Raw genomic sequence first — 21,943 nt, forward strand, 5'->3', positions numbered from 1 at the left:
TCGGCGGCGGCATCCAAGGAAGCCGTCACCTCGTCGAGGACCAGGATCGCAGGATCCAGCAGCAGCGCCCGGGCCAGGCAGACCCGCGCTCGCTCGCCTCCGGACAAGGTTGCCGCCCTCACCCAGGAGGGTGTCCAGGCCGTCGGGGAAGGTCGCCCGCGTCAGGGGCAGGCCGGCTCGCGACAGGGCGTCGGTCAGCTCCTCCGGCGATGCCTGCCACGCGCCGAGGCGCAGGTTGTCGGCCAGGGTCCCGTGCACCAGGGGGGCGTCCTGCTCGACCAGCTGCACCACCCCGGCCGCTCGTCGTCCGGGATCCGGGCCGGGGGTCGCCCCGCGACGAGCACCAGGCCCTCGTCCTGCTCCCACAGGCCCACGAGCAGCCGCGCCAAGGTGGACTTCCCGATGCCCGACGGGCCCGCGATGCCCACATGCTCCCCCGCGCCCAGGTCGAGGTCGGGCACCCGCACCCGGGACCGGTCGCCGAGCCTGACGACCGCCCCACGCGTGACCACGGCTCGCCGGTCCGCCTCCGCCGGCACCTCTGGGACGTGGTCGTCCCCCACGGCGGGAGCAGACGCGTCGCAGCCCAGGTCGATGCCGTCGGCCACCCGGCGCGCACAGGCCCGGTGCGGCTGCAGACGGGCCGTGGTGGCGATCGCCTCTGCGACCGGCGCCAGCACCGTCAGGGCCCCTGCCAGCAGGCACGGCAGCCACACCGGGTCCGTCCCCGGCTGCGCCCAGGCGGCGAGGAGCAGCGCGACGGCGGTAGCCACCACGACGGCTTCCCGGGCCGTGGTCCCCAGCGCCTCCAGCAGGCGGATGCGGCGCGCCGGCACGTCCATGTGCTCCGCCAGGGCCGACAGGTCGGTCACAGCCTGCTCGCGCCGGCCGAGGACCAGGATCTCTCTCGTGCCCGCCAGGAGGTCGACGACCGTCGAGGACAGGTCCGCCAACCTCGCCTGCTGCGCCTCGCCCCACCGGTCCCCCCGGCCCTGGACCGCGACCGTCACCAGGGCCAGCAGGGAGGTCCCCAGCAGTAGGACCACCGCCATGGCGGGAGAGAGCAGAGCGAGCAGCGGCACCGCCACCAGCACCAGCACGGCGGCGGCCGCCAGCTGGGCGACGGTATGCGCGTAGAAGAACTCGAGCCGTTCGACGTCGGACATCGCCGTGGCCGCCAACCGCCCGGAGTGCACGGCGCGTCGTGACGGCACCCCGCGGGCGTAGCCGTCATACAGGGCCATCCGCAGCCGGGCCAGCACCCGGTAGGCCACGTCGTGAGAGATGTCCATCTCGTGCCAGGTCAGCACCGGCCGCACGAGGGCCAGCAGGACGGCAGCCACCCACCATCCCGGACCGTCGACCCGGCGGTCCACGACGGCGGTGGCGACGAGGTGGGCCGTGGCCACCGACAGGCCCACGAGAGAGACGGCCGCGGCCAGGTCCACCACCGTGGTCCAGGCCAGCGCTGCTCGCTCCGGACGCAGGTGGGGCAGCAGGCGGGCCATGTCCTGGACGGTCGATCGGCCCCCGGTCGTCCCGGGCCCCTCCAGCGCCCCCCGGCCCTGCTCGTCGTCACCGCCGACGGGTGCGAGGACGCCGGTCCCCGCAGGGGACGCCGGTCCCCGACCTCGACGAGCCCTCCTCGCGGGACGTCGGATCCGCTCGACTCCTCGGCCGGTACCTCGACGACCTTGCCCTCCTCGAGGCGCAGGACCAGGTCGGCGGCGGCCAGGGCCTCGGGGCGATGGGCGATCATCACCACGATCGCACTCCGGGACCGGGCCCGCAGCGTGGCGAGGACCTGACGCGAGGCCCCCTCGTCCAGGGCGCTGGTGGGCTCGTCCAGCAGCAGGAGGTCGGCCCGGGCGAGCAGGGCCCGGGCGACCGCCAGGCGCTGACGCTGCCCGCCCGACAGGTCGTGCCCTGCCTCCCCGATGCGGGTGGCCAGCCCGTCGGGCCAGCCTCGCACCGTCCCGGCAAGCCCCACGGACTCCAGCGCCTCCCACAGCTCCGCCTCCGGGGCGGAGGGGTTGCAGCGCAACGTCTGCGCCACCGTCCCGGGGAAGAGGTAGGAGCGCTGGGACACCACGGCGACGTGGTCCGGGCGCCGGACCGACCCCCGCTGGGGCTGGAGCAGACCGAGAGCCAGGTCGAGCAGCGTCGACTTGCCGGAGCCCGAGGGGCCCGTGAGGGCGACCAGCCGGCCGGGCCGCAGCGCGAGCGTGGCACCGCGCAGGACGGGGACTTCCGGGTCGTAGCTGAACTCCACGTCCGCCAGGACGAGCTCGCGGACCTCCTGGCCCGCCAGCGGGCTCGGCTCGGCGGCCGGCCGCCCGACGCCAGCCGTGGGCGACGCCACGGCGGGCGACCCGGGCCGCAGCGCGGCGTCCAGGCTGTCCAGGGCCGACAGCCCCAGGTAGCCGGCGTGCCAGGCCCGTGCCAGGTCACGCACGGGTCGGAAGGCCTCCGACGCCAGCAGCAGCACCAGGAAGGGCCGAGCCGTCTCGCCACCGCCGGGGCCGAGGCCGACCGCGTGCAGCGCTGCCAGACCTGAGGCCAGCAGCAGACCCGCCTGGATGCCGAGATCGATCAGCCCGGTGTCCAGCAGCGACAGCCGCATCGTCGAGACCGTGTCGCGGTGCAGTGCGTCCGAGCGCGCCGCGAGGGCCGCCCGACGACGGTGCACCGCGCCCAGCACCCGCAGCGTCGGCATGACCCGCAAGGACTCCAGGTGGTCTGCGCTCAGCGCCTCGTAGCTGTCCCAGTGGCTGCGCCCACGCCGCAGGAGAAGCCGGCGCCAGGCGCGCGGCCCCAGGACGGCCACCGCGATGCACGCCGCGAGAGCCGCCGCAGCCCAAGGATCCAGCACCGCGAGCACCACGAGGATCACCGGGCACAGGCACCAGACCTGCAGCGCCGCCGGGATGTAGGTGCTGGCGTAGGCATCGACCCCCTCCACCCCCTCGGTGAGCGCCAGCCGGCGGGCGCCCAGCCGGTCGGACGCGTCATACAGCCGAGCCGGGGTGAGCAAGGACCGCAGGACCTGCTCTCGCAGGCACCCACGCACCGCCGCACCCAGACGGGCCGCCGCGCACGCCTGCGTCAGGACCAGCAGGGCCCTCGTCATCAGGCAGGCCAGCACCCCGGCCACAGGTCCCCAGACGTCCTGCGCAGCCGTTGCCCCCCGCGCCGCGCCCGCGACCCGGGCCAGGGTCAGGGCCAGGCAGATCGCCTGGACCCAGTAGGTGACGGTGACCGCCAGCTGGAGCAGCACGGTCGCGCCGAGCCGTCGAGGATGCCGCGCAGCCAGCCGCCACAGGCGGACGTCGACGACGCGGGCGACGAGCCTGGTGATCGGCGGATCGGACCGCTCCTCTGCAGCGAGCGGAGCCGGAGCCTCGACGGCGGGGCTGATCATGCGTCCTCCAGGACGAGGGCGTGGCTGACGTGGCCGTGGACCGGGCCGTGGACCCACCCGGACACGGGGCGCCCGCCCCGTCCGGTGGCCAGGGCACGGGTCAGGTCGAGGGCGGCCTGGTGGTGGGCCTGCCACTGCTGGGCCGGGTCAGGCTCGGCGTGGTAGAGCCGGACCGTGCGGCAGCCGTCGATCCAGTGCTGCCCGGAGCACCACGGCCCCAGCGGTGGCCGACCGTGCGCGGTGCCAGCGCCGCCGGCTCGGGTGCGGTCGGTCAGGCTGCGGGGATCCGGGCTGCGCCGGGTGCGGAGCACGGCGTACGACAGGGGCGGTGGCGGCTCCTGCGGCAGCGGTGGAGGTCGGTCGACACCGAGGTCGACGATGCCGGGGATCCAGGAAGGGGCAGGTGCGTCCAGCCCGACGGGGAGGGCGATGCCCAGCGGGTCCGCATCGCCCTCGACTCCCGTGTCCGGGTCGGTGGTGCCGGCACGGATCTCGACCGCCAGCAGGGCGGTCTCCGGGGCGGATCCCGGCCACACGAGGGACCAGGTGTCCACGTCGGGCAGGCCGACGGCCCGCGCGAGGGCGGCGGCATCGGCACGGACGGTCTGCCAGGGCACGCCGGCGCCCGTCAGACCCGCCCTGAGCAAGGAGTAGGCATAGGCCGCGTCGCCGATGACGCATGGTGCTGCGCGATGGTGGTAGCGCGCCGCCGTGCGCCGCGGCAGCGCGGTCAGGGTCACCCTGGCCCGGCCCGGTGCGGTCGCACCCCGTTCCGGGCCGGAGGCGCGCCGGGTGAACGACCCGGTGTCGGGGTCGAGCACGTGGTGCCCGACGGGCAGGTCGAAGCCACGTCCGCACGCCACGTGCCACTGCACGGGCTGGCACGCGCCGGCGGAGGGGGCGCCCCGGCGCCTGAGGCGGGTGGGCCGGCCCGTCCCGGGCTCGAGGTGGTGGTCGGGTCCCCAGCCGAGGATCCGGACCAGCTGCCCGAGCGGGGCCTCGCATCCGCTGCCAGGGCGTACGGCGGGTCCGAGCCACCGGTTCGCGCGGGGACCGGGGTGCGTCATGGGTCCGGGAGAGAGCGCGGTGAAGGCCCGGTCGTCCGTGGGAGAGGTCATCGCATCCTCACATGTGCGGTGCAGGGGCCAGGGTCAGGTCGTCCGGCCCGGCGGGGACGGGACGGCCCCAGGACCGGGCCGCCTGCGCGAACCGCGGCATGCCGTAGTGGGCGAACGCGGCTGGGGCGTTGGGGACCAGGTCGCCCACGAGGACCCGGGCCACGCGCAGCCCCGTGGGGGCGATGTCCGGGGTCGTGAGGTCATGGACGACGACCCGGTGCCCGGCCTCTGCCAGCCGGCGGCGCAGGATGGAGGCCGGCACCGGGGACACCTCGGTCAACGACCCCGTCCCGAGCGACGGCTGCGTGAACCTGCCTGCGAGGTGGTGGAGCCGAGGGTCCTGCCACAGCTGGACGTGGGCGCCCAGGTCTCGGACCAGGCGCAGCTGGTCCCCTGCGCTGTCCAGGTAGCGTCGGTCGCTCCGGTGCTCCAGGTGCAGGCCTTTGGCCATGAGGCCCGCCTCGACGGCCTGGTAGACCCACCCGTCGGCCTCGACGGTGCCCAGCGTGTAGATCCAGGTGTGCACCGCCTCCAGAACCGCCTTGCGGGCGGCCTCGGCCGGGTCTGCCTTGGCCGAGAAGCCTGCGGCATACACGTCCGTGAGGGGGTCGTGGACCAGGGCCGCGAAGGCCGGTGCCAGGTCGGAGGGCATCACCACGACCCAGAACCGCAGGTCACATCCCTGCATGGCCTCGGTCAGCCCGGGCACGGTGGCTGGATCGATCCCGCGGGCAGGGCCGTCCAGGTGCCACCACAGCTCGAGGGCGTCCCTCTCGACGACCTCGAAGAGTGCCCGGTCGATCGCGTCGGCCAGACCCTGACCGGTCGCGATGCCGGCGTAGTTGAGATGGTGCACCCTGGGCAGGTGGCGATAGCGGCGCAGCCGCCAGTTCAGGTGCACCAGGCTGGACGGCGCCCACACCTGCGGGCCGGCACCCCGGGCAGCCAGGTCGGGATGGTCCTCGGCGCAGGGTACCCACAGGGTCGGGGTGTCCTGCGTGAGGTCGGTGTACTCGAACCCCGGGCGGGCGAGCTGCCAGTCCGCGAACCGTGGCAGCGTCTCGAGGTCGATCACCTCCAGGCCCTCGGCACGCAGCTCCCGTGCGGTCCCCTGGCGCAGACCCTCGCCCCCGGGAGGAAGGTGGTTGCCGCAGTACCTCTCGCAGGCCTCGCCGACCGCGGCCATCCAGGCGCCTTGGGCGTCGCCGAAGGTCGTTCCGAGCGATACCCGATCGGCGGGCCACTCGCCGAGGCGGCGTGCGTCGGACACCTCTGCGGTCAGGGACGTGTAGGCCTGTGGTGCCCGCTCGGGAGTGAGGACCTCACGCACTCGGCGGATGATCCCGCACTGCTCGTCGACGAGGGCGTCCAGGGGCCAGGCCGGGCGGTCGGTGATGCTCATGCAGCTCTCCTGGGGGAGGTGGGGATCCATCCGGAGCGGGGGTCCAGGCGCAGCCAGGCCTGCAGCCGCCGTGCCTGGAGGGTGGTGGGGTGGTACGCGGCTGCCGCCTCGGCCCAGGCCGTGACGACAGGCATCAGTCCGCCCCAGGTGCGCAGCGCGGCCCTGACCGGGTGGTCCTGGGCCAGCTCGGTGCCCATCCCATGGCCCCAGCCACCCGTGACCAGGGACGCCGGGCCGGGCCACGATCCGGCGAGCAGCCGCGCGTCCTCGGCGAAGAAGTCGTCGTCGCCGGTCACCACCAGGAGAGGCAGGTTCATCGGCGACCACCGGGCGACGGGGTCAGGCCGGGGTGCGTCCCAGAGCCGTCGCCACAGCACGGGCAGGTCCGCCTGCGCGGTGGCAGCCGCTGACCGGGGCAGGACGGCGAGGATCTCCGGCGGCAGGTCGTCCAGCACCGATCGGACGCCGCCCTGCTCGGCCCGGGCGCACAGCAGGTCGAGGGCGGCCGGGGGCACGGCCGGGCCGGAGACCCGTCCGCACCCGTGCTGCAGCCACCACCCGAGGCGGTCTCGCACGCGGGGGGTCCCGTCGGGGGCATGGGCGGTGTCCCAGAGCCCGAGGGCCGGCACCATGGCGACGATCCCGGCCGGGCGGGGGCCACCCGTGCGGGTCAGCACCCGCGTGGCCTCGAGGGCGGCGTAGGCGCCGTACGACGAGCCGCTCAGCAGCAACGGGCCGTGCACCCGCCCGGCCGTCGCAAGCGCGCGCACGGTGTCGGCGCCGTCGGGCCCCTCGTGCTCGTAGGGGATCCACCGGCCGCCGGATCCGTGGCGGCCTCTCACGTCCTGGACGTAGGCGTGGTATCCCGCGCGGGCCCAGCTCGACGCCTCGGAGACGAGCCTGGACGCGTCGTAGGGGGTCCGGATCAGCACGGTGCCGCGAGCCCGGGCAGGAGAGGCCGACACGTGGAGGGTGCGCAGCGTGGTGCCGTCGCCGGCGGCGACGGCGACGGGGGTCACGTCCACGCGGCGGGCGCTCATCTCAGCGGCTCCGTCTCGGGCACCCGCAGCACGGGGTGTTCGCTGAGACGCAGGGGGGTCATCTCCAGCCGGAACAGCAGGCTCGGTCCGCGGGCGGGAACCTGGTGGAGAAGGTCCAAGCAGGATTCCAGGACGTGCGCTGCCGCCAGCGCCGCGGCGACTGGTGGCAGGTCGAGGAGCGGGTCGCCGCCCACCTCGTGCCAGGTCCGTGCGAGGTGCTCGGGTGCGGGGCTGGCCGCCATCCTCCGGGCGCGCACGTCGACGGCCCGGACGGCGCGCGGATCTGACGGGTCGGCGAGCGGGTGGACGAAGAGCACATCGTCCTCGCGGTGCACCCGGACGACTGCGAACCCGGCTGCCAGGTCCGCGTCCGCGATGTCCTCGTCGTCCTGGTTGCGGATGGCGTGCAGGGCCAGGGTGAGCGAGGCGTCGGCAGGGGCGGCACAGGTGCGGTCGGTGACCTCCTGCGGGCTCCCCACCTGCGCAAGCGCGCTCAGGACGGGGCCGAAGATCTGCGGTGCGTCCCCACGGACGCGGATCCCGGCTCGCTGAGGACGCCGACGTGCGGCGCGCTGCGCGAGAACCTCGTCCACCTGAGCGGTCGAGGCTTGGGGGGCGATGCGAAGGAAGGCTCCGTCGGCCGCGCGGACGACACGCGACTCGGACGAGGGGGGACTCGTCGGCATGAAAGGTCCTCACAGCTCATGAGCACGGTCTCGGTCAGGGCTGCGGGCCCGCAGCGACGTGGCCACGGGCCCGCAGCGAACGCGTCAGACCTCGAAGGGGTTCTCCACGAGGGCGTTCGAGTGGGACGCAGACAGGTGGGCCAGGTGCTCGGTCTCCTGGATCTCCACGGCGATGTCGTTCTCCATGGTGTTCTCCTCTCATTTCAGTGATGCAACGTCACCGAGGGTCGATGACTATCCGACCCTAACTGTAATGAGTATCATTCTCAATACTATGGGTTGTTCACAGGATCCACACACGACGCTCCTGGTGGTTGCCGACCAGCGCGCCCAGACCGTCCATACCTTCGATCCGCAGTCGGCCCGGTGGGAGACCGTTCTGACGGATACCGCTCTCGCCGAGCACGCCGGGCTGCTCCAGCTCCCTGACGGGCGGATCGCCTTCGTCGACGACGCGGCGGGGGAGCTGGTGCTGCTCACCCCTGGCTCCGGCCGAACGTCGGTGGAGCGGGTCCCGGTCGCCATCCCCGGAGAGCACCTGGCGTGCAGCCCCGACGGGCGCTGGCTTGCCGTGAGCACCGGGGCGGGAGACTCCTTCGAACCGAGCAGCGATCAGCTCACGCTCGTGGACCTGGCTGCTCCCGGGCGACCACGAGCGCGGCGGGTCCGTACCCGGGTGGGTGAGCCGGGCATCGCGCTCACCGATCACGAGGTCCTGCTGCGTCATCGCGCGCCAGGGGCCGTCCAGGCGTTGGGGATCGTCGAGGTGGCTGCTGCAGGTCCGCACGTGCCCCACCTCGACGGACAGGTCATCCACGAGGTGGGAGACGCAGGCCACGGGGATGCCTGGGACCCGATCAGCCGCTGCCTGCTGATCGCCACCGAGCGCGGGCTGGAACGATTCGCGGTGGAGGACGGCTCGCCTCGCCCCCTGGGGGTCGTTCCCTGGGACGCTGGGCAGAGCGGGACCAGCAGCGACGTGGGCCGGGCCTATTACCTGCGGTGCTGCCCCCGCCGACGGCTCGTCGCAGCTACGCTGCGCCGCGGCGGTGAGGATCCCCTGCGGTGGGACGACTGGGACAACCACCTGTGGGTCCATCACCTGGACACCGGACGTACCCACCTTGCACCCATCGGCCCCGGTCTGGTGTTCCGATGTGCCCTGACCCCCACCGCTCTGGTCACCACCCGCGTGCACCCGGACGGGGACGAGCTGATCGCCCACGACCTGACCGACCTGAGATCGCGTGGGACATGGTCCCTGCCGCGACTGGCCCACGGCCCCCGCCGCGGGCACGAGCCCTGGGACGACGCAGACCGGCGATCGGTCGCTGCCTGTCCCGAGGCGGAGACCGTGCTCGTCACCCGCGGCGGCCACGGTCAGGTGCACCTGGTCGACGTCCACGCGCCGGGCACACCGCTACGTACCTTTGCCGCGCCGAGCCCGCTGCGCGACGGCGGCCACGTGGGATGGTTCGCCGCGCCGTCCGCCGGCGGCCTCGACGGGATCGGTCGATGACGGCGGTCGGCTCGGCGGAGTGGTTCCTCGAGCAGATCCGTGAGGTCGGCGCAGGCGCCAGGTGGTCCGTGCCGAGGCCGACGCCCTGGGGTCTGATGCACGTCCACCGCCCAGCACGAGACGGCCGCGAGGCAGACGTCGGCGTATGGCGCAGCACCCGGTATCAGCTGGTCCACCAGGACCCTGGCCGGCTGGACCTGCCGGTCACCGATCCCGTGTCCATCCTGTCGGGAGGTGGAGCCTGCGCCGTCCTGGAGCGCGAGCCCGGCAGCGAGCGACGCGCCCTGCGCTGGGTCTGCGGCCCCGGACACCCGCCGGGTGACGTGCTGGCCCAGGGGATCTCGCCCACGACGAGACCCCTGCTGACGACGCAGGGCCAGGTCCTGCTGTGCCCTGAGCACCCCGACGGCGCCGTCCGGTCCTTGGCCACGACGGTCCACGAGGGCCGGACGCGGGTCGTCCTGGTGGAACGCACGACACGGAGCACCCGCATCACGCTCGTCCGGGAGCCCGACGAGCGTCCCGGGCGTCCGGCACCGGTCGTGGCCGAGCCGGCCGGCAGCCCGCTTCTCGACATACCGAGCTCGATCCCCACACACCTGGTGAGCAGCGGTCCGTTGCTGCACGTCGACGACCACCTGACGACCCCCGCCGGGGACATCACCTGGCGCCTGCCCGCCGGGCGCGTGTCCGCCGTCGTCCAGGAAGACCATCATCGTCGTCCCGACGGGCCGCCCACCGCCTCACCCGGCCCCCTCCTCGCCGTGACCCGGCAGGACGGTGAGCTGCAGGTCAGGCGCCTGCAGCCGGGCGACGACCCGACACCCCCGCTGTGGCGGGCCCCGCTGGGGACCGACCTGCGAGGCATGACGGTGCACGACGACCGTTCCCTGTGGCTGGTCACCCGCCGGGCAGAGGACCCGAGCCGGTTGGAACGCCTCGACCTCACCGCCGACATACCCCCTGCCCCTGCCCAGGGCTCGCCGGGGCAGTGCCTCCATGAACGCCGTCGCACCCCGGGCGACGAGGACACATCCGTGCCCTATGTCGTCACCACCAGCCCTTGCGGCAGCAGGCGCGACGACCCGCCGGTGCTCCTGACCGTCTACGGCGGCTTCGGGGTCGAGCACTGGCCCGAGGCGGAACCCACCACAGCGGCCTGGACCAGAGCCGGTGGCCTCGTCGTCACGGCACAGGTCCGCGGCGGTGGCGAGCACGGCCCGGCCTGGCACACCGCCGGTCGCGGCGAGCGCAAGCGTCGGGCGGTCCAGGACCTGCTCGCGATCATCCGCCACGTGGTGGCTGACGGACTCACCCGACCTGGCCGGATCGCCCTGTGCGGCGCGTCCCACGGGGGCCTCGTCGCGCTGCTCGCCGCCCTGGACGAGGACACCCGGCACCCGGAGGTGGGCGGGGTCGCGGTGACCGCCCCGCTCCTCGACGTCCGCGATCTCTCCAGACACGGGAACGGTCGCTTCTGGGCCGACGAGTTCCCGCGCTCGGGTGCAGGCCGAGCAGCCGTGTCACCTCTGCACGTCGTGGCCTCCGCCGACACACCCCTGCCACCCCTGTGGCTCGCGTCCATGGGGCGCGACGAGCGAGTCGCCGACGACGCGAACGACTTCGCCCGCCGATGGGCCCGACGCGGTCACGTCACCCACATCCGCGAAGCGGATTCCGCCCACGTGACCCCCGACCTCGACCAGCTCGACAGCCGCGCGGCCCACATGCTCTCCTTCGCATGGAACTGCACCCGATAGCCAGGACAGCGAGATTCCCCCGCCGTCCATCCCAGGCAGCGGGAAGTGTCCGCCGGGCCTGTCACTCGTGTCTTCACCAGGACTGCCTGGAAGCCCGGGCCACAGCCGTCGTTGGGACCTAGGATGTCAACATGTCTACATCCGTGGTGAGCCTGCGCTTGGACGCCGCGACGAAGAACCGGCTGGACGCGCTGAGCGCGACCACCGGCCGCCCCGTGGCGTACTACGTGCGCGAGGCGCTCCTGGAGCACCTGGACCACCTCGAGTACGCCTACCAGCTGCGCGGCGAGGCCGAAGCCATCCGCCGTGGCGACGTCGCGACGATCTCCAGCGCAGACCTCGCCGCCGAGCTCTTCTGATGGGCTGGCAGGTCCGCTACTCCCCACGCGCCGCCAAAGCGATGCGCAAGCTCGACAAGCCCGTCGCACGCCGCGTCTTCGACGCCCTCGAGCGACTGGCCACGCTGGAAGACCCGACCGCGCCGTGCAAGGCCCTGTCCGGCCCCCTGACCGGCCTGTGGCGGCCGCGTATCGGTGACTACCGGGCCGTGCTCGACATCCGACGCGACGACGTCGTGATCATCGCCCTGGACCTCGGTCACCGATCGAGCGTCTACGACGACTGACCACCCCAGCCCGCACCGACGATGCCCCCGAGCAGAACACCCAGGACCCCAGGCCTGATGATCGCCGCGGGGCAAGTCGTCGTAAATCGAAGGCATCGACGACGCCACGGCCGAGGGCACCGACCTGACCACGCTGTCCGAAGGCGGCGGCTGGTGCGCGATCCTGCACGGCGACACCCGCCGCAGTGGCACCCGCTGGCAGGCCGGTGTGCCCCGCCCACACCGGCCACACCGCCGGGGAACCTGACACCCGACGAGCACGCCCGAGCCGGCCTTGTCCCCCGCCCATCGCCGCGCCCAGATTCTCGACGCCCTGCGCACCGGCCCCCCCACCACCGCTGACCTCGTCGCCGCCACCGGCATCCCTCGCAGCCCCATCCAGCGCCGCCTGACCGAGCTACGTGACGCCGGCCAGATCACCCGCGACGACCAGACCGGCGCCGAGGAAGCCGTACGACTCGCCGACACGCCACAGTTGCTAACAACGGAATATGGCGGATGTGGTTGTATGTCTCGCATGACCACAGATCCCAAGCCGAAGCGCGACAAGGTCTGCATGGTCCGTCTCACCACGGACGAGTGGGCCCGTCTCAACGACGAAGCCAGAGCCGAGGGCATCAGCCTTCAGGCGCTCGGCGAGCGGCGCCTGCTCGGCTACAAGAACGCGCAGGGCCGTCGTCGCCCCAACGGTGCGGTGTCGCGAAGGAAGAAGCAGGAGGAGGAGCTCCCTCTGACCGGATGACCTGACCCCAGACATGACGATGGCCCGCCCTTGGCGGGCGGGCCATCGTTCGTAAACCCAGCTCACGCGATCCCCGAAGCTTTGGCCGGCACTCGGGACCGTGTGGCTTCCTACGAAGGACTCGGACCTTGAGGGTTCGTGTCGATCGAGGTTTCGTACTCATGTTACGTATCGCCACCCCTGTCCTGGCAAGTGCAACACCCGGAGATACCGCTCTCCGGGTGAGAGTTGGGCGTTGCGTCATCACCTGTTTGCCAGGATCGCCGCAGGATCCCGCCCCCGCGCCGGTTGCCCGGACGGTGTCTGCGGACGGTCTGCGGGTCGCGGTACTGGCTCTGCGCGACCGGCCGCGACCGGCCTCGCTGCAGCGCACGGCGCCGTGCCCGCGCCGTCGGGGCCTGGCCGGCATCCCCGCCGCCGGCGCCTACGCCGGCGTGACGCCCTGGCGCCGCCGGGAGGTGTGGCTGGACGCCGTCGAGGCCATGGCCCGCGACCTCGGCGACGTGCTGCGGTCCCCGTCAGCGGCCGGCGGCCGCGGTGAGGCCATCGACGTCACCACGCTGATGCGGGTCCTACGCGCCATGGCCACCACCGGCGACCTGCGCACCGGCCGCGACATCGACGGCCACCACGGCACCATCGCCGCGCGCTGCGGCTGCTCCGAGGGCACCGTGGCCCGCGCCCTGCGGATCGCCGCCCGCGGCCTGGGGGTCCTGGTCGAGATCGCCGAAGGCCGCCGCCTGCGCCTGGCCGAGCGGCGCTGGTGCTGGGCCCGCGGCATACGCCAGCAAGGCCTGCCGAGCATCTGGGCCGCGCACTGCCCCCCCGAGCTGACCCCCTACCTCGAGCAGGCGGCCGCCCTCGGTGCTGTCCGTGCCCGCCTGACCGGCCGCAAAACCCCAGGTCACGCGCATCTTGTGGACTGCGGAGGCCATCTCGGAGAGTCCTCAACTGGAATAGAAAACTCACCTTTGACTCTCACTCACCTTGACGCGCCGCGAGCGGCGAGGCAGCCGAAGACCACGAGGGGACAGGCGAATCCGCGACGCGCGGCGGGCGTAACAAGCCCGGGAAGGGCCCTGGGGGCCGCTCTGGCGCGAGAAATCGCCTCCCGGGTGCCGTGGGGCCATCGGCTGCGTCCGCGGGCCGTAGCGGCGCACCTGGCGCCCTACGCGGCCGCCGGGTGGACCGCTGCTGCGTGGCTGGCCGCGGTCGAGCAGGGCTACCGCGACCGCGGCTGGACCCCACCAGCACAGGCCACCTCCCCTGGTGGGCTGGTCCACCACTGGTGCCAGACCCTCGACCCGGCTGCCCTCGACGTCGGCACGGGCGAGCTGCACCGTCCCCAGCCGTGCGGGCGTCCCGGATGCGACCACGGTTGGCTCACCACCACCGACGTCATGGGTCGGGTCGTGGCGGCGCCGTGCCCCGTCTGCCCGCCCATCGTGCGCACGAGTGCGTGGCAGGCCGAGACCGACCGCCTCGCCGAAGAGACCGCTGACGTGCAGGATCCTGCGGCCGCCGACGAGGTCTGCCCCACCGGTGACGACGGTGACGCCGTCCTCGAGGTGCAGGACGCCGAGGACGGGGACGTGGGTCTGCTCGAGCGGGTGGAGGCGGCCTGGACCGCAGTCCTGACCCAGCACGCCCCCCTCGCCACGTGGGAGCACAGCGACCCGGCCGTGTGGCGCGCCCTGCTCTCCGAGACCATCGCCTCCCGGCGGGCCCTGTACACCGCCGCCGGGTGGGGTCCCGAGCAGGTCGCCGCGGTCGACCCCGCAGCCGCCCACCGCACCCACGCCCTGGCCCGCCTCGCCGCCCGCGCAAAGCGCACCACGCGGGCCCGCCGCGGCTGACCCTGGGGTGCCAGGCCGGCCCCGGTCAGGGGGGGCCCAGACCCTCGGCCTCGCGCGCGCGTATACGCGCCCGCGCGCGGGCGCGCGTAGGGACGCTCTCTCGCTCTCGACTCTCGGTGCCGGTGGCCATCCCGGTGCCGGCGACATCCCCGCAGGTCAGGGCCGGTGGTCAAGGTGGCCATCGGGCCGGTGGCCGCCCGGTGGCCAGACCTGAGCCGGTGGCCACCCGGTGGCCACCGATCACGGGGTCCCGGTGGCCACCGGGTGAGCGGTGAGCCAGCACGCATCGTGGGGCCGTCGCACCCGTACGACAGCCACCAGACAAGCCCTGTGGACCGGGTGCGCACGCCCCATGACGATTACCGCGAGAGATGACCCTTCGGGGAGCTGAACCGGCGCCCTCAGCTCGCCTGAGGGCGCCCCCTCCCCCATGCCTGAGAACGTTGCCGTGTCGTCTTCGTAGGCTGCTGGGATGACCGTCCCTCCCCCGCCTCGTCGTCGTGGAGTCCCGCTGGGTGAGCGGCCCGCGGGCGGGGCCGGTGGGCCGCTGGAGGGCGGGGAGCTGAGGGCGCCGCGGCGGCGGATGGTGTGGGTGGCGGCGGTCGATGGGGCTCGGGGGCAGCAGCGGCATCCGGGGCTGGCGCACGCCTTCCGGCGTCGCGGCGACGGGGCGTGGCAGGTGCGGTGCACCTACCTGGTGGAGGACGGCAGCGTCGAGGGCGTGACCGTGACCCAGTGGCTCACCGCCGAGCTCGTCACACCCGCCACCGAGGTCTGAGCACCGCTCCTGGACGGGCGGGATCGTCCCTCTTCCCCGCGGACGCTTACGGCATACCTCGCGGCGTCTGCACCAGCCCGCCGTGGGCACTCTCCGTCACCACGACCCGGGGCCGGTCCCCCTCGATCCCGGGGGTGCGGGCCGGCACTACGGGTCCTGGCCACCGCCGCCGCCGTGCGCCGGTCCGGGCCCGGGCCCGCAAGGGGTCTGGGGGCAGCGTGCCCCCAGCTGGACGCCCCCAGCCATCGGGTGCGGGGCCTCTCCCCTGGCCGGGTCTGCCCACCGGCGCCCACCGGCCTCGCGCGCGCACGCGCCTACGCGCGTAGGCAGCGCTTTCGCCGGTTCCCGGTGGGCGCCGGTGGGCAGGCACGAAACCACAGGTCAGAACCGGTGGGTCAGTGGGCAGCCCCGGTGGGCGCCGATGGGCACGCCCCCGAGGCTGCCCACCGGCCTGATCAAGCTCACCGGACGGGTCCAGGACCCCTCGATCGGACCCGAGACCGGCACCGGTCCAGGCGCCTCGCACGCGGGAGCGGACCGGCCCACGGGGCCGTCGATCCCAGGACTAGGACGACCGCGCGAGGGCCCGATCAGCCGCGATGACGAGCCCACCGGTTCGATCTCCACCCCCCCGCTCTAGGTCACGGAAAGTAACTACCGGGGGTGGGGTGGGTCCTGGTCGTGGGGCCGGCGGCGGGGACTGCTGCTGGGGCACGCTGCCCCCAGACCCCCTGCGGCCCGACGGGCACGGCAGCCGCCGGAGATGTCACGCGCGGGTGTGGAGGTTGGCTGCCGCACCCGTCGGCTCGGGCTTCTGACAGGACATCCGGGGTGCGGGCTGAGGCTCGGTGGTGTTCCCGCGGAGGTCTGACCGGATGGGAATCCATGCGTCTATGACATAGATGGACCAGGTTTCTGCGATGAAGAGACTTGACTTATTTGAGGTTATTGACCATCTAGCGGTTACTGACAGTACTGCTAGACTGGACCAGTCCGAGGAGGGCGATGCGCGGGCATGGTCCTGCGAGAGGGCTGGGTCATCGAGTACGGGGTGCCGCGCGAGCAGGGCGTGGGGCGACCGGTGGTGGTCCTGTTCTTGACCTGTCTGGTCGGACCGCAGTCGATGTGTAAGACCTAGGAGATCCAGCATGACCGTGTATGCCGTTGCCTTGTCCAAGGGTGGTTCGACCAAGACCACCGTGGCTGCCGAGCTCGTGGTTGGGCTGGCGCGTCGGGGTCGCCGCGTGCTGGCGATAGACCTTGATCAGCAGGGCAATTTCACGACTCGCCTGGGCATTGGTGATGACACCGAGGTCCAGGCTGTGGCTGCCGATGTTCTGCTTGCTGAGGCTACGGCCGCGGAGGCGGCCGTAGCCTCCCCGAGCGTGAGTGGGGCGAGCGTGCTTGCCGGGACGCACGACCTGGCCACGTTGGACCAGCGTCCGGAGGTCATCACGTCCTTGCGTGACTACCTGCCGAGCCTGGCGGGGGAGTGGGACGACATCGTGATTGACACCCCACCCGCTCTTGGCCTGGTCACCCTGGCTGCTCTGGCAGCCGCTGACGTGGTGGTCTGTGCCGTGGCGTGCACGACCGAGGCCTATGACCAGATCGACCGGCTCGTGGAAGTCATCGCCCAGCGCATCGCGCCGCGCATGAATCCCGGTCAGCGCGTGCACTTCTTCGTCCCGACTCGTCACGACACCCGCCGACGGCTCGACCGTGAGGTCGTAGAAGCGCTGGAAGAAAACTATCCCGGCCTGGTGACCCCGCCCGTGTGCGAAGGAGTCGCGGCGAAGGATGCCTACACCGCCGGCCAGCCCGTGAGCATCTACGCCCCGCGGTCCAAGGTCGCTGTCGAGTACGCCCACGCCGTCGCTCACATCATCGACGCCCAGACGCCTGACCCAGGCTCTGGACCTACTTCACCCCGTATGCACTGAGGAGTGCCACGTATGCCGCAGCGCAAGAGCTTGAAGGATCGCAACCGGGCCAGCATCGCGGCCGACCCGACCCTTCGGGCAACCGACCCTGCTCCTGCCCCTGCAGCGAGCCGGCACTCGATGCCTCCCGCTACGAAGCAGCCCGCCGCGCCAGGTGAGGACGTCTTCGTGGAGCCCGAACCTGTCCGCTCTACCCGTAGCAGCACCACCGACACGATCCAGACAACCCGGATCGGCATCTACCTCACGCCCCAGCAGTTCGAGGGTGCTAAGGCCGCCTATCTGGTCGACTGGCAGAAAGGTGGGAACGCTGACACTTTCGCTCGCTGGATCGCGCAGGCCATCGAGACCCACGCGGCACGCACTCCTGAGCAACGCGCCACCACCAGCCAGCCCCGAGGCCGATCCGCCGTGCGAACCGGCTCATCACGATCATTTGCCATCCCGACACCGATCGTGGCCCTGATGCGTCAAGCAATCAACGCTGACCACGCCGCTGACCGCTGGCCCAGCGACTCCGCATGGTGTGCCGAGGCCATCGACCTGGCCACAGCCGCGGCACGCGCTAAGAACGGGGGCACACTGCCCACGCCACCACCGCGGCTACCCAACCGCCTCGTGCGCTAACCAACTCAACCAGAAACAGAGCATGACAACTCTGGACTTTATAGACTAAATAGACTGTACAACGATTCTGCCGATCTCAGCAGTGCTAGACTAACTAGCAATACTCGCGTAACAAGACCAGGCAAGTGATCCTGGGTGATGTGTATCGGATGCGCGGGTCGGCCGCCCATGCGGCGCGCTGAGCGCGTGCAAGGTCACGCTGGTGAGCCAGGAGGCACGCACGACACGGCACCGGCTCACGCGAGACCGGTGGGACCGGGGCTGGTGCGGAGCACGCCGGGCACCGGGGCCGGGGATACCGCGTCGCGCTCATACCCACCAGCATCCCAACACCCACCACGACGCCGGCGACCGTCCACAGGACCCTCACCCCGCCCACCGTCGCGGGCGCGGCATACCCCCGGCGCGCGAGAGGGGGTGGGGGAGGGCGCCCGGGGTATGCCGGTCTGGGTGGTCAGTGGGCGGCGTCGTAGAGGTCTTGCAGCTCGCGGGAGATTCGGCCGACCTGGCTGATCTGGTGGCCCTGCTCGCGCAGCCATGCCCGCATCTCCCCGTTACGGCGACGGTCTGCGCTGCTGGTGGTGCCGCGGCTGGCGCCGCGGGTGCTGGTCTTGCGGGTGGTGGTGCGCCGGCCGTGACCGATCCACGACGATAGGTCTTCGCGGAGCTTGGTGGCGTGCTCGGTGGTCAGGTCGATCTCGTACTCCACGCCGTCGAGCGCGAAGCGCACCGTCTCGTCGGCGGGGTCGCCGGTGATGTCGTCCTCGAGGATGACCTGAACGCGCTGTGCCATGAGGGATGGCCCCTTTCTGGTGGGGTGCGGGAATGCTCGGCGGCTACTGTGCCATATCTTCTGCCGAGAATCGTGGGTAACCCTGAGAGGTCTTTGCCTTCAGCAAAAAAATCCTGGTGGGTACGCCTCGGGAAATATTCCATGATGATGCTGGACGCATCACGGATGTCGCCGAGGGCAAGTCCGGTACGTAGCAGCACGAGGTGGGGCCGGTCACGTGGATCACGTGGCCGGACCCACCTCGTGCGCGCCCCCGGAGTGGCTTCCGCGCGGCGCGAGGCCCGGTATCGGCTCACCGGACGCGGTGGTGGGGTGGTGGGGTCGACCCCACCACCCCACCCGCGAAGCCAGTCGCGTGACGCCGGCCCACGAGCAGTTCGAGCCGTGCGAGCGTTTCGATGAGAGGGGGTGATGAACGTATTTTGCTTTTACTCCTCAGTCTTGTCTCTAAATTGAGAAACCTAATCCGAATGGGCGATGCGCGTAGTGCAATCTCCAATGTGGCATCTGGGATATACTGGCTCTTCGGACTTGAGCGTGGGTTGAGCACGGCGGTGGGGTGGGGGTAGGGGTCGAGGTCCCTGGCAGGATCGGAGGACTCTTACCTCGCACCGTTCCGCCGAAGGACCCCGACTGTGTCTGACTCTACGTTGTGCTGCTCTGCTGCTGGTTCGTGCTCGTCGTGTGACACGTGGCTCGGGTTGTCGGGGATGCGCGTTCTGGGCGCCGCCGACGATGGCCAGGGCCGGTTGGTGGTGCGGGTCGAGTCGGTCCTGGACGTAGCGGGCTGCCCGGTGTGCGGGGTCGTCGCCCACGCCCACGCCCATGACCGTGACGACGTGGCGCTGGTGGACGCGCCGTCGTTCGGTCGACCGGTGCGGTTGGTGTGGGTCAAGCGCCGCTACACCTGTCCCGAACCCGCCTGTGCGGGTGGAACTTTCGTCGAGCAGGACGACGACATCGCAGCCCCGCGGGCTCTCCTGACCACGCGGGCGGTGGGGTGGGCAGTCGCCCAGCTGCGTCGTGAGCACGCCTCCATCGCGGGACTGGCTCGCCAGCTCGGGGTGGACTGGAAGACCTTGTGGCGTGCCGTCCGGTCTCACCTGGAACGCCTCGACACCGACCCGGCCCGGTTCGATGGCGTGCGGATGCTCGGTGTCGACGAGCATGTGTGGCATCACGTGGACCAGCGCAAGCGTGGCCCGAAGATGCTCACCGGGATGGTCGATCTGACCCGTGACCAGGACGGACGCGTCCACGCGCGTCTGCTCGACCTCGTGCCCGGCAGGTCCGGGACCGTGTACGGGGACTGGCTCACTCAGCGCGGCGAGGCGTTCCGTGCCGGAATCGAGGTCGCGACGCTGGACCCGTTCCACGGGTACAAGAACGCCATCACCGAACACCTGCAGGATGCGACCGCAGTCGTCGACGCGTTCCACATCGTCAAGCTCGCCACCGCCTGTCGACGACGTGCGCCGCCGCGTCCAGCACGACACCCTCGGGCATCGCGGAAGGAAGGGCGACTCGCTGTACGGGATCCGCACCATCCTGCGCGCGTCCCGGGACCGGCTCACCGACAGGCAGAAGACTCGCCTGACCAGGGCGTTCACCGCCCATGAGGACCACCTGGAAGTCGAGGTCGCCTGGCACATCGCTCAAGACATCCGCGCTCTCTTCCACGCCGACACCCCCGCGACCGGGCGCGCCCGCGCCGAGCGGCTCCTGAAGATCCTGCCGACCTGCCCCATCCCCGAAGTACGGCGCCTCGGCCGAACACTGCGCCAGTGGGCCGATGCCCTGCTGGCGTACTTCACCACCGACGGCGCGTCTAACAGCGGCACCGAAGCCGTCAACAACCTCATCGAGCTCCACCGCCGCATCGCCCGCGGCTTCCGCAACCGCGACAACTACCGCCTACGCTGCCTCCTCGTCGGCGGCGGACTCACCCCATGACCCCACGCTCAAGTCCGAAGAGCCGGTCTTCTCGATCCAGGTGACGATGGCCAGGCGTAGCTGGTCACGGGTAGCCCACCGCTGCTGGTTGAGGACGTTCTTCTGCAGCAGGGCGAAGAACGACTCCATGGCGGCGTTGTCCGCGCTCGTCCCGACCCGCCCCATCGACCCGGTCAGGCCGAACGCCGCGAGTGCGGAAACGTAGGTGCGGGAACGGAATTGGGCGGGTTCAACCGGTCGATGCAACACCGGCTTGTTCCAGCGATCGTAAGTGCTCGCCGAGCACTTCTGCGGGTGTCTTCCATCCGAGGACCTTGCGGGGCCGGTTGTTCAGGGTGTACGCGATGGCCTGTAGGTCGGTCGCGGTCCAGCGGGACAGGTCGGTGCCCTTGGGGAAGTACTGGCGCAGCAGCCCGTTGGTGTTCTCGTTCGTGGGCCGCTGCCAGGGCGAGTGTGGGTCGGCGAAGAACACCCGGGTGCCGGTCGCCATCGTGAACGCGGCGTGCCCGGACAGCTCCTTGCCGCGGTCCCAGGTGATCGTCGTGCGCAGCTGCTGCGGCAGGTCGCTGATCGCGGCCGTGAGGGCCTGGTTCATCGCGACGGCGCCGTACCCGCCCAGTGAGGTGCCGTTCTTGGCCGGGGGCTGCTCGCCCCACCCTTCCAGCCGGGGTAGGTGGACCAGGATCGTGGCGCGACTGTGCCGCTCGACCAGCGTCCCGATCGCCGAGCGGCCCGTCCCGATGATCAGGTCGCCTTCCCAGTGCCCCGGCACGGCCCGGTCGGCGGCCTCAGGCGGCCGCTGGCTGAGGACGACGTCGGGGGTGACGTGTCCCTGGGCCTTGTTCCGGGACCGCTCGCGCGGGTGACGCAGCGCTCGGCCGGTACGCAGGCAGGCCACCAGCTCGCGTCTGAGCGCGCCACGACCCTCGATGTACAACGCCTGGTAGATCGCCTCGTGGCTGATGCGCATGCCTTCATCATCGGGGAAGTCGATCGACAACCGTTGGCTGATCTGCTCGGGGCTCCACGCCCTCGACCAGCGCCGGTCAGCGCGTCGGGGCTTGTTCAACCCTTTCCACTCGCCGGCGTCCGGGCCGGCCACGACCGTGCCGTCCGGGTGGCAGACCTGCCCGGCGAGCCGGTCCTGGACGTAGGCGCGCAGCCGCGGGTTCGTGACCATCTTCGCGACCTTCGGCCGCTTGGCCGCTTCCTGAGCCTTCCACTGCGCCACGACAGCCCGGTACTCCAACCGATGACCACGGGTAACGGCGTTGCGGCGCAGCTCACGACTGATCGTGCCCGGGTCGCGCTGAAGCTGTCGGGCGATCGAGCGCACCCCCGCCCCCTGGGCACGCAGGATCGCGATCTCCTCACGTTCCTCGAACGACAGATACCGCCCGGACGGGGCACCAAGACTCAGCGGTGGCATCCCCCCAGCGTGACGAAACCACCGCATCCCCACCGGCACGGACACGCCCACCACCAACGCGGCCTGCGCGGTCGTGACCCCGTCGTCGCGATCACCCGCCAGAACTCCCGCTGCACCGCCCGCGACGGCTGCGGACGGCCCGGGGAACGCATCGGCGGCCGCAACGCCCGATCAGCACGCCACTGCCGACGCACCCCCTCGGGCACATCGCCGGTCCTCATGCTCCAATGCCCGGTCGCCACGACCCGCAC

18 protein-coding genes and 3 pseudogenes are annotated in these 21,943 nt (G+C 72.0%); 10 read left to right on the plus strand and 11 right to left on the minus strand.

Features of this window, described 5'->3' with window-relative positions; translation table 11 throughout:
* The 8 genes from MM438_RS17040 to amiA form a co-directional block, all read right to left on the minus strand.
* Window positions 1-122 (minus strand): ATP-binding cassette domain-containing protein (locus MM438_RS17040; RefSeq protein WP_420914045.1); only part of this gene is annotated, 122 nt, incomplete at its 3' end.
* A gap of 72 nt (window positions 123-194) precedes the next feature.
* Window positions 195-1,343, minus strand: coding sequence for an ATP-binding cassette domain-containing protein (locus MM438_RS15405; RefSeq protein ID WP_241454340.1), 1,149 nt, complete (start codon window positions 1,341-1,343; stop codon window positions 195-197).
* Window positions 1,304-3,421, minus strand: a complete 2,118-nt coding sequence (locus tag MM438_RS15410) for an ATP-binding cassette domain-containing protein (RefSeq protein ID WP_241454346.1) — start codon at window positions 3,419-3,421, stop codon at window positions 1,304-1,306. The genes MM438_RS15405 and MM438_RS15410 overlap by 40 nt, the downstream gene beginning before the upstream one ends.
* Window positions 3,418-4,539, minus strand: coding sequence for a hypothetical protein (locus tag MM438_RS15415; RefSeq protein ID WP_241454347.1), 1,122 nt, complete (start codon window positions 4,537-4,539; stop codon window positions 3,418-3,420). Before MM438_RS15415 ends, MM438_RS15410 begins: the two co-directional genes overlap by 4 nt.
* Before the next feature lie 7 nt (window positions 4,540-4,546).
* The gene (locus MM438_RS15420; protein WP_241454352.1) at window positions 4,547-5,941 is read right to left on the minus strand and encodes a YcaO-like family protein; all 1,395 of its coding nucleotides are present in this window, start codon (window positions 5,939-5,941) and stop codon (window positions 4,547-4,549) included.
* Complete coding sequence (locus MM438_RS15425) at window positions 5,938-6,981, minus strand: CocE/NonD family hydrolase (protein ID WP_241454359.1); 1,044 nt, start codon at window positions 6,979-6,981, stop codon at window positions 5,938-5,940. Before MM438_RS15425 ends, MM438_RS15420 begins: the two co-directional genes overlap by 4 nt.
* Window positions 6,978-7,667 (minus strand): hypothetical protein, encoded by a 690-nt coding sequence (locus tag MM438_RS15430; protein ID WP_241454361.1) that lies wholly within the window; start codon window positions 7,665-7,667, stop codon window positions 6,978-6,980. The genes MM438_RS15425 and MM438_RS15430 overlap by 4 nt, the downstream gene beginning before the upstream one ends.
* 84 nt (window positions 7,668-7,751) lie before the next feature.
* Window positions 7,752-7,853: a streptamidine family RiPP gene (gene amiA, locus MM438_RS15435; protein ID WP_241449209.1), complete on the minus strand. Its 102-nt coding sequence runs from the start codon at window positions 7,851-7,853 to the stop codon at window positions 7,752-7,754.
* Window positions 7,854-7,977: 124 nt separating this feature from the next.
* Here amiA and MM438_RS15440 point away from each other — a divergent pair, with 124 nt between their 5' ends.
* From MM438_RS15440 to MM438_RS15480, 9 genes are all read left to right on the plus strand, one after another.
* On the plus strand, window positions 7,978-9,186 hold the full coding sequence (locus MM438_RS15440; protein ID WP_241454363.1) for an NHL repeat-containing protein: 1,209 nt from the start codon (window positions 7,978-7,980) through the stop codon (window positions 9,184-9,186).
* Window positions 9,183-10,946, plus strand: a complete 1,764-nt coding sequence (locus tag MM438_RS15445; protein ID WP_241454364.1) for a prolyl oligopeptidase family serine peptidase — start codon at window positions 9,183-9,185, stop codon at window positions 10,944-10,946. Before MM438_RS15440 ends, MM438_RS15445 begins: the two co-directional genes overlap by 4 nt.
* Before the next feature lie 131 nt (window positions 10,947-11,077).
* Window positions 11,078-11,305, plus strand: coding sequence for a type II toxin-antitoxin system RelB family antitoxin (relB, locus tag MM438_RS15450; RefSeq protein ID WP_241454365.1), 228 nt, complete (start codon window positions 11,078-11,080; stop codon window positions 11,303-11,305).
* On the plus strand, window positions 11,305-11,571 hold the full coding sequence (locus MM438_RS15455) for a type II toxin-antitoxin system RelE family toxin (protein ID WP_241454367.1): 267 nt from the start codon (window positions 11,305-11,307) through the stop codon (window positions 11,569-11,571). The genes relB and MM438_RS15455 overlap by 1 nt, the downstream gene beginning before the upstream one ends.
* A 274-nt stretch (window positions 11,572-11,845) precedes the next feature.
* Window positions 11,846-12,313: a helix-turn-helix domain-containing protein gene (locus MM438_RS15460; RefSeq protein WP_241454368.1), complete on the plus strand. Its 468-nt coding sequence runs from the start codon at window positions 11,846-11,848 to the stop codon at window positions 12,311-12,313.
* 299 nt (window positions 12,314-12,612) lie between these two features.
* Window positions 12,613-14,169 (plus strand): hypothetical protein, encoded by a 1,557-nt coding sequence (locus tag MM438_RS15465; protein ID WP_241454372.1) that lies wholly within the window; start codon window positions 12,613-12,615, stop codon window positions 14,167-14,169.
* A gap of 472 nt (window positions 14,170-14,641) precedes the next feature.
* Window positions 14,642-14,947: a hypothetical protein gene (locus tag MM438_RS15470; protein ID WP_241454374.1), complete on the plus strand. Its 306-nt coding sequence runs from the start codon at window positions 14,642-14,644 to the stop codon at window positions 14,945-14,947.
* Window positions 14,948-16,095: 1,148 nt separating this feature from the next.
* Window positions 16,096-16,890 carry a ParA family protein gene (locus MM438_RS15475; protein WP_241454376.1) on the plus strand — a complete coding sequence of 265 codons (795 nt, stop codon included), beginning with the start codon at window positions 16,096-16,098 and terminating at the stop codon, window positions 16,888-16,890.
* Window positions 16,891-16,902: 12 nt separating this feature from the next.
* Window positions 16,903-17,517 (plus strand): hypothetical protein, encoded by a 615-nt coding sequence (locus MM438_RS15480; protein ID WP_241454377.1) that lies wholly within the window; start codon window positions 16,903-16,905, stop codon window positions 17,515-17,517.
* A 454-nt stretch (window positions 17,518-17,971) separates the two neighbouring features.
* Here MM438_RS15480 and MM438_RS15485 read toward each other — a convergent pair whose 3' ends face one another.
* Complete coding sequence (locus MM438_RS15485) at window positions 17,972-18,310, minus strand: histone-like nucleoid-structuring protein Lsr2 (protein ID WP_241454378.1); 339 nt, start codon at window positions 18,308-18,310, stop codon at window positions 17,972-17,974.
* Window positions 18,311-18,945: 635 nt separating this feature from the next.
* Here MM438_RS15485 and MM438_RS15490 point away from each other — a divergent pair.
* A pseudogene (locus MM438_RS15490) lies at window positions 18,946-20,263 on the plus strand (ISL3 family transposase).
* A 24-nt stretch (window positions 20,264-20,287) separates the two neighbouring features.
* Here the strand turns inward: MM438_RS15490 and MM438_RS15495 are convergent.
* A pseudogene (locus MM438_RS15495) lies at window positions 20,288-20,488 on the minus strand (integrase core domain-containing protein); the annotation flags it as partial.
* Between the two features lie 4 nt (window positions 20,489-20,492).
* A pseudogene (locus MM438_RS15500) lies at window positions 20,493-21,913 on the minus strand (IS30 family transposase).
* Window positions 21,914-21,943 lie beyond the last annotated feature (30 nt).

This window comes from Arsenicicoccus dermatophilus (assembly GCF_022568795.1).
Classification (GTDB): domain Bacteria; phylum Actinomycetota; class Actinomycetes; order Actinomycetales; family Dermatophilaceae; genus Arsenicicoccus; species Arsenicicoccus dermatophilus.